Source organism: Glycomyces sp. YM15, from assembly GCF_016918015.1.
In the GTDB taxonomy this organism is placed as follows: domain Bacteria; phylum Actinomycetota; class Actinomycetes; order Mycobacteriales; family Micromonosporaceae; genus Glycomyces.
This window is the reverse complement of record NZ_JAERMK010000003.1, coordinates 1-15,303: the sequence shown is the minus strand read 5'-3', so window position 1 is coordinate 15,303 and position 15,303 is coordinate 1. Positions and strand designations below refer to the sequence as shown.

The window sequence follows — 15,303 nt, the reverse complement described above, 5'->3', positions numbered from 1 at the left end:
TACCCCCTATGGCGCTGTCCGGCGAGCAATGGGTGATCGCCTACAACGACCACGAGGCCACCATCGTCGCTGTCGGCGGTGGAGTGCGCTCGTACTCCTACCGCGGCCGACCGATCGTCATGTCCTACGGAGACGAGGAGCTCGCGCCCGGTTGGTCCGGCCACATGCTGGCCCCTTGGCCCAACCGCGTGCGCGACGGCAAGTACAGCTACGACGGCGCCGACTACCAGCTCCCGGTCAACGAGATCGAGACGAACACCGCGCTGCACGGGTTCGTGGCGTGGGCCGAGTGGACTGCCGTCGACGTCACCGAGACCTCGGTCACCCTCGAATGCCGCCTGCCCGCGCGCCTGGGATACCCCTGGACGCTGCACCTGCGCACCCGCTGGTCGATCGGCCCCGGTGGCCTGCGCGCCGCGCACACCGTCTCCAACCCCGGCCACAAGACCGCCCCGTTCGGCTTCGGCACGCACTCCTATCTCATCCCCGGCTCGCTCGAGCGCATCGACGAGGCCACCCTGCACGTCCCGGCCTCCAAGAAGCTCAAGCTCGACAAGCAGAGCATCCCGGTCGGCGCGGGCGAGCCGGACTTCGGCGACCCGACGGTCCTCAAGGACCTGGTGATCGACGACTGCTACGGCGACCTCAAGCGCGGTTCCGACGGGAAGGCCGAAGTGCGGCTGGCCGACCCGGTCTCGGGCCAGGCGGTCACGGTGTGGATGGACGAGTCCTTCCCCTGGGTCCACATCTACACCGCGGACGGCCTCGACGGGAGCCGCAAGCGCGGCTCCGTCGCGATCGAGCCGACCACCTGCCCGCCGAACGCCCTCGCCACCGGCGAGGACCTGGTCGAGCTCTCCCCGAGCGAGGCCTGGTTCGGCGTCTGGGGCATCCGCCCCGAATAGGCGCAGCGACCTCCGAACGAGGGACCGTCCCATTGGGGCGGTCCCTCGTCGTATACGAGGCGCGGTCGCCTACGACACGCCGAGTTGTCCACAGGTGATACGCGAACGACGATCGCCTTGCCCCCCAAGACTGTCCGAATCATCCGAAAAGCCGGAAGTTATCCACAGTCGAAGCATTGGTCCTTGCCGACCTTCCCCGCCACCGGTCATGGTTACTCCAAGGCACGTGAACATCACTGAACGTAGGAGTAGCCATGGCCGCGACACTCGACCGCACCACGATCACCGCCGCACCCGCCGCCGAATCCCTCCTCGTCACCACCGACGACCGCCTCGTCGAAGCCATCGCCCCGCTCGCCGCCACCGCCGGCCACCCCCTCCGCCGCATCCACCACCCCCACGACGCCGAAAGCCACTGGCAGCGCGCCCCACTCGTCCTCGTCGGCCCCGACCTCGCCCCCGAATGCATCGCCTGCGACTTCCCGCCCCGCGAACCACTCCTCCTCTGCACCACCATGTCCTGGCTCGGCGGCGACACCGACGACACCTCCCTCCTGTGGCCCATGGCCATCCAGATGCAGGCCACCGGTGTCGTCGCCCTCCCCGACGCCGACGACTTCCTCACCGACCTGCTCATCCGCACCGCCCTCGACGTCGAGCCCGCGCCCGTCATCACCACCGTCGCCGGACACGGCGGCGCCGCCGCCACCGACGCCGCCCGCGACGGCCGCAAGAGCGTCCTCATCGACCTCGACCACACCGGCGGCGGCATCGACACCGCCGCCGGACTCGCCGCCCAACCGGGCTGGCGCTGGCCCTCGCTCGCCATCGGCACCGGCCCGCTCGACCCCGAGCGGCTCCTCGGCGGACTCCCCAAACGCGGCGGCCTCCACATCATCGGCCCCGACCCCCGCAACCCCGCCGAAGTGAGCGCCGACGCCTTCGACCGGGTCCTGCGGGCCGCGCGCCTCGCCGCCGACCTCGTCGTCGTCGACCTGCCGCGCACCCGCACCCGCGCCGCCGCAGCGGCCGCCGTCGCCGCCCGCTCGATCGCGGTCGCCCTCGGGCCCGGCCCACGCTCCTGGGAGGCCGCCCGCAGCGTCACCGCCGCATACGGGCTCCACAGTGCCCACCTCGGCGTCGTGCTCCGCGGCGACGCCGAACCGAACCCGACGGGCGTCACCTGGGACGGCCCGCACGAAGCCGACCGGCGCGAACCACCCGTGTGGGGCGCCGTCCCCACCGACCGGCGACTCCCGGCGCTGCTGCGCCAAGGCCGCGTCCCGCGCGGCAGAGTCGGGCGCGGCATCCGCGACCTCACCACGGCGCTCAGCACACCGCGCTCGCGAGGCGAACTCGCCCTCCTCGGGCAGGCCGGAGCGACGCGATGAACCTCGACCTCCTCACCCGCGTCCGACGCCAGCTCGCCGCCCAGACCAGGCCCGGCGCGAACCGCGGCCGGGCACACGCGTCAGCCAGGGCGGACATCGTCCGGGCCCTGTGCGCGGCAGGCGCCGCACCACCCGACCAGGCCTCGCTCCTGCAACTTTCAGCCGCCCTGAGCGACGACCTCATCGGCGCCGGCCCGCTCCAACCGCTGCTGGACGACCCGGAGGTCACCGACGTCGTCGTCAACGGCACCGGCGGTGTCTGGGCCGACCGCGGCGAAGGGCTGCGACCCGCCGCGGTCCGCTTCGGCGGACCCGACGCGATCCGCGCCCTCGCCTGCCGCCTCGCCGCCGCGGCGGGAAGGCGCCTCGACGCGGGCAGCCCCTATGCGGACGTGCGACTGCCCGACGGCACCCGGTTCCACGCCGTGCTCGCACCGATCGCCACCTCGGGCCCGTACCTGTCCCTCCGCACCCACCGGTCCAAAGCGTTCACGCTCACCCAGCTCGTGGAAGCGGACACGCTCACCGCCGACATGGCGGACCTGCTGCTGCGCATCGTGAAAGCCCGCCTGGCCTTCGTCGTCACCGGCGGCACTGGCACCGGCAAGACGACGCTCCTCGCGAGCCTCCTGTCGAACGCACCCGAGGAGGAACGCATCGTCATCGTCGAAGACGCCGCCGAACTCGCCCCGGACCACCCGCACACGCTCACCCTCGAATCGCGCCCGGCGAACATCGAAGGCGCAGGCGAGGTCGACCTGGCCGCACTCGTCCGGCAGTCCCTGCGGATGCGCCCGGACCGGATCGTCGTGGGCGAATGCCGCGGCGCCGAGGTGATCGAACTCCTCGGCGCCCTCAACACCGGCCACGAGGGCGGCGCGGGCACCCTCCACTGCAACGCAGCAGCCGACGCCCCCGCGAGGCTCGAAGCCCTCGCGCTCCCGCACGGCCTGCCGCGAGAAGGACTCCACGCGCAACTGGTGGCCGCACTCCGCGTCATCATCCACTTGCGACGCAACGGCACCGGGCGCCAAGTGGCCGAGATAGCCCTGATCGAGACCGGCCACGCGAGGACGCAGCCGCTGACGGTCTCCACGGCCTGGACCCGCCACGGACCGGGACCGGCGGCCGGCATCCTCGAACGCCTCCTGAAGGAGCGGAACGCATGACCGCCGTCGCCGCCGCACCCGCCGAACCGCCCGCGCGTCACCGCTGCAGCCGGTCCCCTCGCCTGCGCCGCACGGGAGCGGGCCCCGACCCGAGATCGACCAGGACCGCCCGCCCGACCGCCACCGCTCGCCCACCGCACCAGCGCCGCACCGTCCGAAGCGCCACCACCACACCACGACCTCCGGAAGGAGACACCGCATGACCGCCGTCGCCACCGCACTCATCACCCACCGGCCGAAAACCGCGGCGTCGATCACCGCGCTCCTCGCAGCGGTCCTCGCCGCCTGGTCCGCCGGATACCGCCACGACGGCGGCCTCGGTCCACTCGCAGCGGCGGCCGCGGGAGCCGTCGCGGCGATCTACACCGCCGCCGCAGCCACCGCCTGGCATCTCGCCCTGCGCCGCAAGCGCGAACGCGAAGCCCGCCGCGCCGCCGCCGACACCGTCCCCTATCTGGCCGCCGACCTCGCCGCCGGAACCGACCCGGCCCGCGCGATCGCCGCAGCCGAACCGGAATGGCCGGCCGAATCCACCGTCACCGCGCGCCGCCTCCGCGCCGCCCTCCGCATCGCCGCCGAACTCGGCGCACCCGCCGCGGAACTCTGCCGCAGACTCGCCGACCACCTCAACGACGACGACCAGGCCGCCGCCCGCGCAGCAGCCCAGACCGCGTCCATCCGAGCCACCGCCGCCCTCCTCATCGCCCTGCCCGCCGCAGGAGTCGCCCTCGGCGAAGCAGCGCTCGGCGTCGAAGCCGTCGCCTTCCTCTTCGCCAGCCCCGCCGGCCTCGGCGCGGCAGCGACCGCCATGGGCCTCCAAGCCGCAGGCCTCGCCTGGACCGGCGCGCTCATCGCCTCCGTCAACCCGAGGAGCTCCTGATGCTGCGCAAACTCATCGGCCCCGCCGCGGGCGTCGCCGTCGCCGTCGCCATCGGAGGCGTCACCGGCATCGTCGCGGGCTTCGGCGCCTGGTGGCTCACCGCCCGCCTCCTCCGCACCGACCCGGACCGGGCGGAGCGGACCGCCGCGGACCGGCTCGCGCCCTCCTGGCCCTGGACGCTCGACCTCCTCGCCGCCTGCATGCGCGCCGGAGCACCGTTCCCGCAGGCGGCGTTCGCCGTCGCCGAAGCCGACGACCCCGAGATCGGCGACCGCCTCAACCGCTTCGCCGGAGCGATCCACCTGGGCGCCACCGCCACCGAGGCACTACCGGCACTCGGCAGGCTGCCCGGAGCCGCCCGCCTCGCCCGCCAACTCGACCGGTCCGGCGACTCCGGCGCCGCGATCGCGGCCGGACTCGAACAACTGGCGGCGTCCCTCCGATCAGAACTCCGCACCCGAACCGAAGCACGCGCCGGACGCGCCGCAGTGGCCCTCGTCGGGCCCCTGTGCCTGTGCTTCCTCCCCGCGTTCGTGATCGCCGGAATCGGCCCGGTAGTCCTCGGCATCGTCACCGACACCCTGGCCTCCGGACGCTGACCTCACCGCCGCACCACCGAAGAGAGGAAACCACAATGCACGCGAACACCCACACCACCATGGCCCTACCGACCCGCCGCGACCGACGCCAACGCCGAGCACCTTCCCGACCCGACACCTGCCAGGCCTCATGCCGACCCGAAAGCCGCACCGCACCGGTCTGCGGACCCGGCAGCGCCCACCCGCGACTCGCCTGCGGCCGAAGCTGCGACGTGAACCGACCCGGAAGCACCAAGGACCAGCCGGGCACGCGAGAGAAGCCCGGGTCCGACCAGCCGACCTCCGCAACCCGGACCGGCCCCGACGCGCCAGCGAGCGAGCTCGAGCCGACGAGCACCGCCGAACCGTCGAGCGCCTCCGCGCCGCCCGACACCGCACCGAAGGGCACCGCCAAGCACTGGTCACCGGGCCCGAACCGGAGCAGGACACCGATCACCGCGGGCCCTTCGACCCCCACCGGAGACCGAACACCGACCGAGAAGCGCCGCCCGAGCCCGCATCCGAGGCCCGAAGACGAATGGAGCCCAGGCCGCATGCGGGGCACCGTGAAACCGAGCTGGGGCGAGCAGTTCGCCTCCCGGATGCGCGGCGAGAGCGGCATGAGCACCGCCGAATACGCGGTCGGCACACTCGCCGCCGTCGCGTTCGCCGGAGTGCTGCTGAAGGTGCTCACCTCCGGCCCGGTGCAAAGCGCCCTGTCCGACCTGATCGAACGGGCCCTCTCATGACCGCAGCCCTCCCCACCGCGCCGAGGAACCAGATCCGACCAGACCCGCCGCCCTCGGCCCGCATCGCACGCCGGAGACCCGACTCGGAGCAAGCACCGCAACGCCGCCCGAGAAGGAAAGGACCGCGCACCAGACCACCGACGAACCGCGAACGCCGCAAACGCAGTCGAGCCGAAAGCGGGTTCGTGACCGCGGAACTGGCGGCGGTCATGCCCGCGGTCATCGCGGTGCTGGCACTCGGCCTGTGGGCGGTGTCGACCGCGGGCATGAAGGTCCGCGCGATCGACGCGGCCAACAGCGCGGCGATCGCGGCGGCCAGAGGCGAGGACCCGCAAGCGGTCGCGGCGGCATACCTGCCGGAAGGCGCCTCGGTCGCAGTCGCCACCGACGACACCGTGGCACGGGCCGTAGTGACGGCGCCCGTCCGGCCGCTCGGACCGCTGACACCGCCGATTGACGTCACCGCCGAAGCCGCCGCACCGATGGAACCGGGCCTGCCCCAATGAGAAAGGAGCGAAGCAACCCCAGACCCGCGCCGGTCGCGCCGAGATTCGTGGGTCGCGAGGAGCACCGAGCGAGGACGGTCCGGCCGATACCCGGGCCGGCCGGGCCGAGGGCCGCGAGCCGCATAGAACGCCAAGCCGGGACGGCCCGGACAGCCGACGGCGACCCGAGACCGGCGGCGATCGCGACGAACGAAGGCGAACGGGGATCGGCGACGATCCTGGCGACCGGCGTGGCGGCAGCGCTCCTGGCCGCGGCGGTGGCCTTCACCGCCGTCGGCCAGGCCGGCGCCGCCCGCCACCGAGCCCAGGGCGCCGCGGACGCCGCCGCGCTGGCGGGCGCCGCGAGGGTCCTGTTCGGCGAGGGCGAGGCGTGCGCGGCGGCCCAGGCGATGGTCGAGCGGTCCGAAGCGGAGTTCCAAGAATGCGAGGTGAGCGAACTGGAAGTGACGGTCCACGTGAACGAGACCCCGAACGGCCTCTCAGCGGCCTTCGGCCCGGCACGCGCGGTGTCCCGAGCGGGCCCGGTAGCCGTCGAATAGCAGCGCTGCGAACGAGGGCGACGCGTCGCTGACGCGGCTTGTCCGGCTCGATCGCAATGACGTACCACCGGTCCCGGCGGCCAAGGCCAGGCCGCCGGGCACCGGGGACAACGAACGGCATCGACCGAAAACCGGCATGTGCGAAGGCGGCGGGCGGGTGAGGGGCGGGGTGGGCGGGGAGGGGGGAGGGGCCCCGAAGGCGGCGGTCCGAAGATTCATCGCACCGCCTGCGACATGCCTGGTGAGGCGTGTTGATCACACTCCGGTGTGTCCTGCGCCCTCGGGCAGTGCGCCGAGGGCTCGGGGTGTTTAAACTCGCGCCATGGAGAAACACCGTTCTTCACCTGCCGCGGCGCCCGCGACCCGGTCGCCCGGCCGCCGCACGTACCTCATGTGCCGCCCCGCCTACTACGCCGTCGAGTACGCCATCAACCCTTGGATGGACACGACCGCCCCCGTCGACGCCGCGCTCGCCTGCACCCAGTGGGAAGCCCTGGCCGACGCCTACACCGCCCTCGGCCACGAGGTCGTCCGCCTCGAGCCCGAACCCGGCCTCCCCGACATGGTCTACTCCGCCAACGGCGCCTTCGTCGTCGACGGCATCGCCTACGGCGCGAGCTTCCGCTACCCCGAACGCCGCCCCGAGGCCGACGCCCACGAGAAGTGGTACCGCACTTCCGGCTGGGCATACGCCGAACCCGAGTTCATCAACGAAGGCGAAGGCGACTTCACCTACCTGCCCGGCCGCGAGCTCATCCTCGCCGGCTGGGGCTTCCGCACCGACGCTCGCGCCCACGCCGAGGCCGCCGACGTGTTCGGCCGCCCCGTCGTCTCGCTGCGCCTGGTCGACCCCCGCTACTACCACCTCGACACCGCGCTCGCGCCCCTCGACGACGAGCGCATCGCGTACTACCCCGAGGCCTTCGCCCCGGGCAGCCGCCTGCTGCTCGAACGGCTCTTCCCCGACGCGGTGCTCGCCGACGCCGAGGACGCCGCCGGCTTCGGATTGAACTTCGTCTCGGACGGCCGCAACGTCGTCATCAACGCCGAAGCCGCCGGTTTCGCCAAGAAGCTGCGCGACGCCGGGTACGAGCCCGTCCCGGTCGACCTCTCCGAGCTCAAGAAGGGCGGCGGATCCGTCAAGTGCTGCACCCCCGACCGGCGCGGGGCACCCCGGGAGCCTGCCCCCCGGATCAACCGAAGGGCCGGTGAACCAGCAGCGCTGGTTCACCGGCCCTTCGGACTTCGGGGGGATCGGGTCGAGGATGCGGACCGCGCCTGCCGGGGCGTTCGCGAATCGCCCGCACTGCCCGCACCCTGGTCTCAGCAGGGGCTCCGCCCTACACGGCGGCCATGGTGGTCTTGAAGCCGGACGGCTGGAAGCCTGCCGGCCGGGGCGGCGCGAGGCGCGGCCGGTTCGTGTTGGTCGCGGTGTCGCGCACGGGAAGCGCGGGGCGGTCGTCGGAGTCGACCACGGGCGGCAGGAACGAGCGCTGCGACTGCCGGAGCGCGAGCTCCGTTCCGGGGGTCGTGGCGGTGAGGCGCGGATTCGGTGCCGGGAACGGGCTCGCCGGGTGGCCGGAACCGACCGGCATCACCTCGGCCAGTGCGGCCCGTACGAGCGCCGGCCGCACGAGGGAGACGGTGTCCTCGGTTCGCTCTTGCGCCGCCGCGTCGTCGACGAGGTCGAGATCGGCGAATATCGACGGTTGCACGGTGCGGGCGTTCGCGGGCCGGGAGTCGGCCTTGGGGCGGCGGAACGCGCGCGCCAATAGCGCGTCGATCCGCCAGACCCGCTTGGCGTGGGTCGCGGGCAGCCAGAAGTGCCAGCGGTGCGGCTCGGTCGAGCCGGGTCCTTCGAGGACGGTGAAGTTGAGTTCGACGCCGGGCCCGGACGGGTCGGCGGACCAGCGCAGGTTCTCGATGGCGGCGACGGGCGCGTCGAGGCAGAGGCGGACCCGTCCGAGGAGCCGCGACTGGCGGGTGACGACCAGGCGCTCGCCGGTGAGCATGAGGACGTGGTCGCCGCTGCCGAGCCCGTCGGAGCCGACGCAGCGGCTCAGGAGGGACACCTGGTCGCCGGGCCCGATGTTGCGGCGCAGGAGGGGAACGTGCCGGGTCAGGGCCGTCGTGGTCAGGCCCGCCTCGGCCGAGCAGGCGAGCATCGTGCGGGAGAAAAGGTCCATGTGCTTGTACCCCACAGAAATCCGTGTGCGTTCGTCAGCGACGCGCTCTCAGAAGGAGTAACGGCAATCCGCATATGCAAGTTACGGCTACGGAGTGGCCTTCCCCACATGTCACTCCTTCGGGCGAGTCGGGCTCGGCACGCGGAGGGCTCAGTCCTCGGGCTCGAGTTCGAGGTCGAGTTCGATGCCGTCCTGGTCGAACTCCAGGTCCAGGTCGAGTTCGTACAGCTCGAGGTCGTCTCGGCCGTGCCCGCCGCGGTCGTCGCCGTCGCCGCGGACGTGGTCCCAGTCGACGTCCCAGTCGTCGTACCACTCGGGTGCCTCGGCGCCTTCTTCGCGGCCGCAGTCGTCCTCGTCGACCGGGACCAGGCGCGGCGGCGCGCTCTGCTCGGGGACGGGCTCGTCCTCCGGTTCGAGTCGGGGCTCGTCGGCCGCATCGGCTTCGACGATGCGTTCGGCCTGGGGTTCGGCCGGGCTGACGGCGATCTGCGGTTCGGGGCCTGGTCCGGCGGGGTCCGCGGGCTCCTCGTCGCCGCCCGCGACGCCCGCGGGATCGGGGGTCTTCTCGGCCTCGATGACCACGGTCTGCGGCTCGTAGTGGAGGGGTTCGGTGCCGTCGTCGCCGCCGTAGAGGTTCCTCGCGAAGGTCCACCCGATCAGCGAGAAGGACGCCACGGTTCCGGCGCTCACGCCGACCATGGCGAACCAGATGCCCACCGGCCAGCGTCCCCCCTGGTCGCTGCCTCTGCCGCTCACCGCGTCCCCCTTCCTGCCACCCCCGTGCGACGAAACGGCCGTTCAGGACCGATGATGTCGATGGCCCAGCCGAAGTCGACTACTGAGTGTCAGTCTTTAATCCCGAATAGTAATGGGGCGACGGCTATGGCGCGCACCACCCAAGACTTTGGGATGCTTGGATACACCGGAATACGAATATGAGGAGGCATACATGGGCGACACACAGCGTCCTGCCAAGAAGACGGCCAAGAGCCGTCCGAAACCCGCCTCAGCGAACGAACCAGAGTTCGTGCAACTGCTGACTCCGGAGGGTCAGCGCGTCAAGCATCCCGACTACGACATCTCCCTCACCGAAGATGAGTACCGCGGCCTCTACCGCGACCTCGTCATCACCCGCGAACTGGACGCCCAGGGCACGGCCCTGCAGCGCCAGGGCCAGCTCGGCCTGTGGCCGAGCCTCCTCGGCCAGGAGGCCGCGCAGGTCGGCTCCGGCCGGGCCCTCAAACCCCAGGACACGGTCTTCCCGGCCTACCGGGAGCTCGGCGTCCAGTGGTGCCGGGGCATCGACCTCATCTCGTCGTTCGCGCTCTTCCGCGGGACCGACCTCGGCGGGCGCGACGTCGCCGCCGACCGCTTCAACATGTACGCGATCGTGATCGCCTCCCAGACCCTGCACGCCGCGGGCTACGCCATGGGCGTGGCCATGGACGGCGCGGTGGGCAACGAGGACGGCGAGGCCGTCGTGGTCTACCACGGCGACGGCGCGACCAGCGAGGGCGACTTCAACGAGGCGCTGATCTGGGCCGGGGTGTTCAACTCCCCGCTGGTGCTGTTCTGCCAGAACAACCAGTACGCGATCTCGGAGACGAACGCCCGCCAGTTCCGGCTGCCGCCGTACCGCCGCGCCGAGGGCTTCGGCGTCCCCGGCGTCCTCGTCGACGGCAACGACGTCCTGGCGACCTACGCGGTCACGCAGTCCGCGCTCGACCGCGCCCGCCGCGGCGAGGGCCCCAGCCTCGTCGAGGCCTACACGTACCGGATGCAGCCGCACACGACCTCCGACGACGCCACCCGCTACCGCGACGAGGCCGAGCTGGACTTCTGGCGCGCGAAGGACCCGATCGTCCGCTACCGCAAGTGGCTGGCGGCCGAGGGCCTGGCCGACGAGTCCTATTTCGCCGAGGTCGACACCGAGGCCGGCGAGCAGGTCCGGGCGCTGCGCGCCCGCGTCATGGCGCTCACCGACCCGGAGATCACCGAGATGTTCGACAACGTGTACGCCGAGATGCCCCCCGGCATCGCGGCCCAGCGGGCGGAGGCCGTCGAGTTCCAGGCCTCCCTCGAGGAAGGGAGCGACGCCCGATGACCGCCATGTCCATGATCAAGGCCTTGAACGAAGGCCTGCGCCGCGTCCTGGAGGACCAGCCGAAGTCGCTCGTCATGGGTGAGGACGTGGGCCGCCTCGGCGGCGTCTTCCGCGTCACCGACGGCCTGCAGAAGGACTTCGGTTCCGACCGCATCATCGACACCCCGCTCGCCGAGTCGGGCATCATCGGCACCGCGATCGGCCTCGCCCTGCGCGGCTACCGGCCGATCTGCGAGATCCAGTTCGACGGCTTCGTCTACCCCGCGTTCGACCAGCTGGTCTCCCAGCTCGCGAAGATCCCGAACCGCTCGGGCGGGCGCGTGCGCCTGCCCGTGGTCGTGCGCATCCCCTACGGCGGCGGCATCGGCGCGATCGAGCACCACTCGGAGTCCCCCGAGGCGTACTTCGCGCACACCGCCGGACTCAAGGTCGTCACCTGCTCGAACCCCGCCGACGCCTACTGGATGATCCAGCAGGCCGCCGCCGGGGACGATCCCGTGATCTTCTTCGAGCCCAAGCGCCGCTACCACTCGAAGGGCGAGGTCGACACCGAGCGGGCCGGGCTGGACCTGTACCGCGCCCGCACCCTCCGCGAGGGCCGCACCGCGACCCTGATCGCGTACGGCCCCACCGTGGACGTGGCCGCGAACGCCGCCTCCGCGGCAGCCGAGGAGGGTCTGGACCTCGAGGTCGTCGACCTGCGCTCGCTCTCGCCGATCGACTGGGAGCCGCTGTTCGCGTCGGTCCGCAAGACCGGCCGCGCCGTGGTCGTCCACGAGGCGCCCGGCAGCGTCGGCATCGGCGCCGAGGTCGCCGCGCGGATCTCCGAGGAGTGCTTCTACTCCCTGGAGTCGCCCGTCCTGCGGGTGACCGGCTACGACGTGCCTTATCCGGCGAGCCGCCTCGAAGACGAGTACCTTCCGAACCTGGACCGGGTGCTCGACGCCGTCGACCGGTCGCTCGAGTACTGAGGAGCGGGACATGGGTCAGAGGATCACGTTCAACCTGCCCGACCTCGGTGAGGGACTCACCGAGGGCGAGGTCGCCGCATGGCTCGTGGAGCCGGGCGGCGAAGTCAAGCTCAACCAGCCGTTCGTGGAGGTCGAGACCGCCAAGGCGCTCGTCGAGGTGCCCAGCCCCTACGACGGGGTGCTCGCCGAGCACCACGCCGAGGCGGGCGAGACGATCGACGTCGGGCGGCCGCTGGCGAGCTTCGAGGTCGAAGGCGTCGAGGCGCCCCCGGCCGAGAAGAAGAAGGACGAACGCACGCCGAACCTCGTGGGGTACGGCGCGCGCGAAGCCGGCTCGAAGCGCCGCAAACGCCGCTCCGGCGAGGCTCCGCCCGCCCCGGCGCCCGCCCCGGCGCCCGCCCCGGTCGCCGCTCCCGCCCCGGTCGCCGCTCCCGCCCCGGTCGCACCGCCGACCCCGGCGGCTCCCGCCCCGGCACCCGCGGCTCCCCCCGCTCCGTCGGGACCGGTGCTCGCCAAGCCCCCGGTGCGCAAGCTCGCCAAGGATCTCGGCATCGACCTCGCCTCGGTCGTCCCGACCGGACCGAACGGCACGGTCTCCCGAGCCGACGTCGAAGCCGCCGTGGCCGCCCCGGCCGCGGCGGCCCCGGCGAAGGTCACCGCTTCGGCGGAGGACCAGCGCCTCCCGATCAAGGGCGTCCGCAAGCTCACCGCGCAGAACATGGTCGCCTCCGCGTTCACCGCGCCGCACGCCACGGTGTTCCTCACCTGCGACGTCACCGGCATGATGGAGACGGTCAAGGCGTTCAAGGGCCGCAAGGAGTTCGCCGACGTCAAGGTCACTCCGCTGCTGTTCGTGGCCAAGGCGGTCCTGCTGGCCGCCCGCCGCCACCCGATGATCAACGCCCAGTGGGACGAAGCGGCCCAGGAGATCGTCGTCAAGCACGACGTGAACCTCGGCATCGCCGCCGCCACCCCGCGCGGCCTGGTCGTCCCGAACGTCAAGGCCGCCCAGGACCTGAGCCTGGTCGAACTCGCCGACGCCCTCACCTCGCTGGCGAGCACCGCCCGCGAGGGGAAGACCTCGCCCGCCGACATGTCCGGCGGGACCATCTCGATCACCAACGTCGGCGTCTTCGGCATCGACACGGGCACCCCGATCCTCCCTCCGGGGGAATCGGCGATCCTCGTGTTCGGCGCCGTACGGCCGCAGCCGTGGGTGCACGAGGGCGAGATCGCCGTCCGTCAGGTGACCACGCTCGGGCTGGCCTTCGACCACCGGTTGATCGACGGGGAACTCGGCTCGCAGTTCCTCGCCGACGTCGGTTCGTTCCTGCAGCACCCTGGGGAAACACTGCTCGCCTGGACGTGATCAAGGGCACCGACGAATCGTTGGCCGATCCCAGTATTCGGTGTTGTAATTGGGGCACGGAAACAACGGGGAAACATATCTTCGAAGTTTCCGACCGTCTCAGGCAACTGGGGCCGCGAACTTTATCTCCTCCCATTGGTGCGGCGGACAGCGCCGAGTTCCCCGCACCATTGAGACCCTCTCCAGGGGGTTCTCACACCGGCCGGGTGCCGCGATTGCCATGAGGGGTGGGCAACCGCCGGCACCCGGCCTTTTTCGTACCCTCCATCGCAGCGGCCCGTCGCGGCCGTCCTTTCGCGAGGCACCGTCCACTCCGCGCTCTCACTCCCGCTCAGTAACCCTGTCGAGTGATCACGAGCGCCGCTGCGGTACCGTGTGACGCGTCTGGCGTGCCCCCAAGACGTCAGGCCGGAAGCAGCATTGAGGAGCAGCCGTGACCTCCGAGCAAGGCAACCCGCCTGAAAAGGGCGAGGGCAGCGAAGACCAGAACGCAGCCCAGCGGGTCGAGACCGACGCCGCCGAGGCGGCCCCGAGGCCCGAGCCGGTGACCTCCGCCGAGAGCGCGGGCGCCGCAACCGCGAGTCCCGCTGCCGACGAGAGCGCGGCCGAGCCCGCTCCTCCGGCCGAAGCAGCCGCTGCCGCTCCGGAACCCGAAGCACCGCAGGCCGAACCCGCTGCTCCCGAAGCCCCCGCCGAACCGGCGGCGCCCTCGATCGACGAAGGCGTCACCGAGGCCATGCCGACGTCTGCGCTCGCGGACGCCGAGATCCCCGCCGCTCCCGCCGCCGACGTCCCCTCGGCCCCCATGGCGGACGCCGCCCCGGAACCTGAAGCGCCGCAGGCCGAACCTCCGGCGCCGTCGGTGGACGAGGGCGCCACCCAGGCCATCCCGACCGCCACGTCGATCAACGTCGACATCCCGGCCGCCCCCGCCGCGGACCGCCCCGAGCAGGTCGCCCCCTCCGCCCCGGAACCGCCTGCCGCGCAGGCGCCTCCGTCGGCCCCGCAGTTCGACGACGACGGCACGCAGATCCTGCGCCTCGGCCCCTCGCAGCCGCCCTCGGCGCCGCCCGCTCCGGCGGACCCGTACGAAGAGCACACCCAGGTGCTGCCGCCCCAAGGCGTCTCGGGCTTCAACGCCCCCGCGCCGTACGGCGAGCAGGCCCAGTCGCCCGCCTCGGCGTGGCCGTCGCCGCCGCCGAACCCGCTGGCCAACCCGGACGCCCAGGCCCCTGCGCCCGCACCGATGCCGAGCCCGGTCCAGGCGCCCGGCGCGGTCCCGCCGCCTCCGCCGCCTCCGGCCAACCCGTACGCGCAGCCGCAGTCGGCCTACCAGGCCCCGCCGCCGGTCGCGCCGCAGCCGCCGACCCAGTCGGACGACACCCAGAAGCTCATCATCGGGGCGCACAACCCGCACAGCGAGCCGCCCGCGATGGCACCGGGCTACGACCCGAACCAGCAGTCGCAGCCGCAGATGGGCCCCCAGTACTCCCAGCCCGGCATGCCGCCGGGCTCGGTCCCGCCCGGCTACCAGGCCGCGCCGCAGCCCGCCAAGGGCGGCGGCTCGCGGAAGTTGCTGCTGCCGATCCTGCTGATCGTCGGCGTGCTGGTCGTCGCCGCGGCCGGTGTGGGCGTGTACTTCCTGCTGTTCGCCGCCCCGAAGTTCGAGGAGGGCGGCTGCGTCCGCCACACGAGCGGCGACCAGGCCGAGGCGATCGACTGCGCCGACGCCGCGGCCGGCGAGGACTACGAGATCGTGCAGAAGGTCGGCGACGGCCAGGAGTGCGCCGAAGCGGGCCGCGAGACCCTCACCGTCGGCGAGGACGTCTACTGCCTGGCCCTCCTCGGCGCCACTGAGGACGGCGAAGGCGGCGGCGAGCCGACCGAGGAAGCCTCCTAGACGAAAGTGCTGTGGCGGTGGGGGGGGGGGGGGGCCCCCCCCCCCCCCCCCCCCCG

General features: G+C 72.5%; 14 protein-coding genes and 1 pseudogene. 13 read left to right on the top strand and 2 right to left on the bottom strand.

The genetic code is table 11. The features are described 5' to 3' along the window. Window positions 1-8: 8 nt before the first annotated feature. From JHY01_RS04395 to ddaH, 9 genes and pseudogenes are all read left to right on the top strand, one after another. Window positions 9-905 carry an aldose 1-epimerase family protein gene (locus JHY01_RS04395; RefSeq protein WP_205324393.1) on the top strand — a complete coding sequence of 299 codons (897 nt, stop codon included), beginning with the start codon at window positions 9-11 and terminating at the stop codon, window positions 903-905. A 254-nt stretch (window positions 906-1,159) separates the two neighbouring features. Beyond that, complete coding sequence (ssd, locus tag JHY01_RS04390; protein ID WP_205324392.1) at window positions 1,160-2,296, top strand: septum site-determining protein Ssd; 1,137 nt, start codon at window positions 1,160-1,162, stop codon at window positions 2,294-2,296. After that, entirely contained in the window at window positions 2,293-3,465 is a 1,173-nt protein-coding gene (locus JHY01_RS04385) for a TadA family conjugal transfer-associated ATPase (protein WP_205324391.1), read from the top strand. The genes ssd and JHY01_RS04385 overlap by 4 nt, the downstream gene beginning before the upstream one ends. 199 nt (window positions 3,466-3,664) lie before the next feature. Further along, window positions 3,665-4,345, top strand: coding sequence for a type II secretion system F family protein (locus JHY01_RS04380; protein ID WP_205324390.1), 681 nt, complete (start codon window positions 3,665-3,667; stop codon window positions 4,343-4,345). Then, window positions 4,345-4,944, top strand: a complete 600-nt coding sequence (locus tag JHY01_RS04375; protein WP_205324389.1) for a type II secretion system F family protein — start codon at window positions 4,345-4,347, stop codon at window positions 4,942-4,944. The genes JHY01_RS04380 and JHY01_RS04375 overlap by 1 nt, the downstream gene beginning before the upstream one ends. 533 nt (window positions 4,945-5,477) lie before the next feature. Beyond that, window positions 5,478-5,672, top strand: coding sequence for a DUF4244 domain-containing protein (locus tag JHY01_RS04370; RefSeq protein WP_240192403.1), 195 nt, complete (start codon window positions 5,478-5,480; stop codon window positions 5,670-5,672). A 185-nt stretch (window positions 5,673-5,857) separates the two neighbouring features. Beyond that, window positions 5,858-6,178: a TadE family type IV pilus minor pilin gene (locus JHY01_RS27605; protein ID WP_205324388.1), complete on the top strand. Its 321-nt coding sequence runs from the start codon at window positions 5,858-5,860 to the stop codon at window positions 6,176-6,178. Between the two features lie 230 nt (window positions 6,179-6,408). Next, complete coding sequence (locus JHY01_RS28000) at window positions 6,409-6,717, top strand: Rv3654c family TadE-like protein (RefSeq protein ID WP_205324387.1); 309 nt, start codon at window positions 6,409-6,411, stop codon at window positions 6,715-6,717. A 322-nt stretch (window positions 6,718-7,039) separates the two neighbouring features. After that, window positions 7,040-7,882, top strand: a pseudogene (gene ddaH / locus JHY01_RS04355) (dimethylargininase); the annotation flags it as partial. A gap of 175 nt (window positions 7,883-8,057) precedes the next feature. Here ddaH and JHY01_RS04350 read toward each other — a convergent pair. Continuing rightward, entirely contained in the window at window positions 8,058-8,903 is an 846-nt protein-coding gene (locus JHY01_RS04350; RefSeq protein ID WP_205324385.1) for a hypothetical protein, read from the bottom strand. 150 nt (window positions 8,904-9,053) lie between these two features. Further along, complete coding sequence (locus tag JHY01_RS04345) at window positions 9,054-9,659, bottom strand: hypothetical protein (RefSeq protein ID WP_205324384.1); 606 nt, start codon at window positions 9,657-9,659, stop codon at window positions 9,054-9,056. Window positions 9,660-9,852: 193 nt separating this feature from the next. Between JHY01_RS04345 and pdhA the strand changes: the two genes are divergently transcribed. The 4 genes from pdhA (at window position 9,853) to JHY01_RS04325 (ending at window position 15,247) form a co-directional block, all read left to right on the top strand. Then, window positions 9,853-11,007 carry a pyruvate dehydrogenase (acetyl-transferring) E1 component subunit alpha gene (gene pdhA / locus JHY01_RS04340; RefSeq protein WP_205324383.1) on the top strand — a complete coding sequence of 385 codons (1,155 nt, stop codon included), beginning with the start codon at window positions 9,853-9,855 and terminating at the stop codon, window positions 11,005-11,007. A gap of 5 nt (window positions 11,008-11,012) precedes the next feature. Continuing rightward, window positions 11,013-11,978, top strand: coding sequence for an alpha-ketoacid dehydrogenase subunit beta (locus tag JHY01_RS04335; RefSeq protein WP_374199498.1), 966 nt, complete (start codon window positions 11,013-11,015; stop codon window positions 11,976-11,978). A 10-nt stretch (window positions 11,979-11,988) separates the two neighbouring features. Beyond that, complete coding sequence (locus tag JHY01_RS27205) at window positions 11,989-13,347, top strand: dihydrolipoamide acetyltransferase family protein (protein ID WP_205324381.1); 1,359 nt, start codon at window positions 11,989-11,991, stop codon at window positions 13,345-13,347. Between the two features lie 433 nt (window positions 13,348-13,780). After that, the gene (locus tag JHY01_RS04325) at window positions 13,781-15,247 is read left to right on the top strand and encodes a hypothetical protein (protein WP_205324380.1); all 1,467 of its coding nucleotides are present in this window, start codon (window positions 13,781-13,783) and stop codon (window positions 15,245-15,247) included. Window positions 15,248-15,303: the final 56 nt, after the last annotated feature.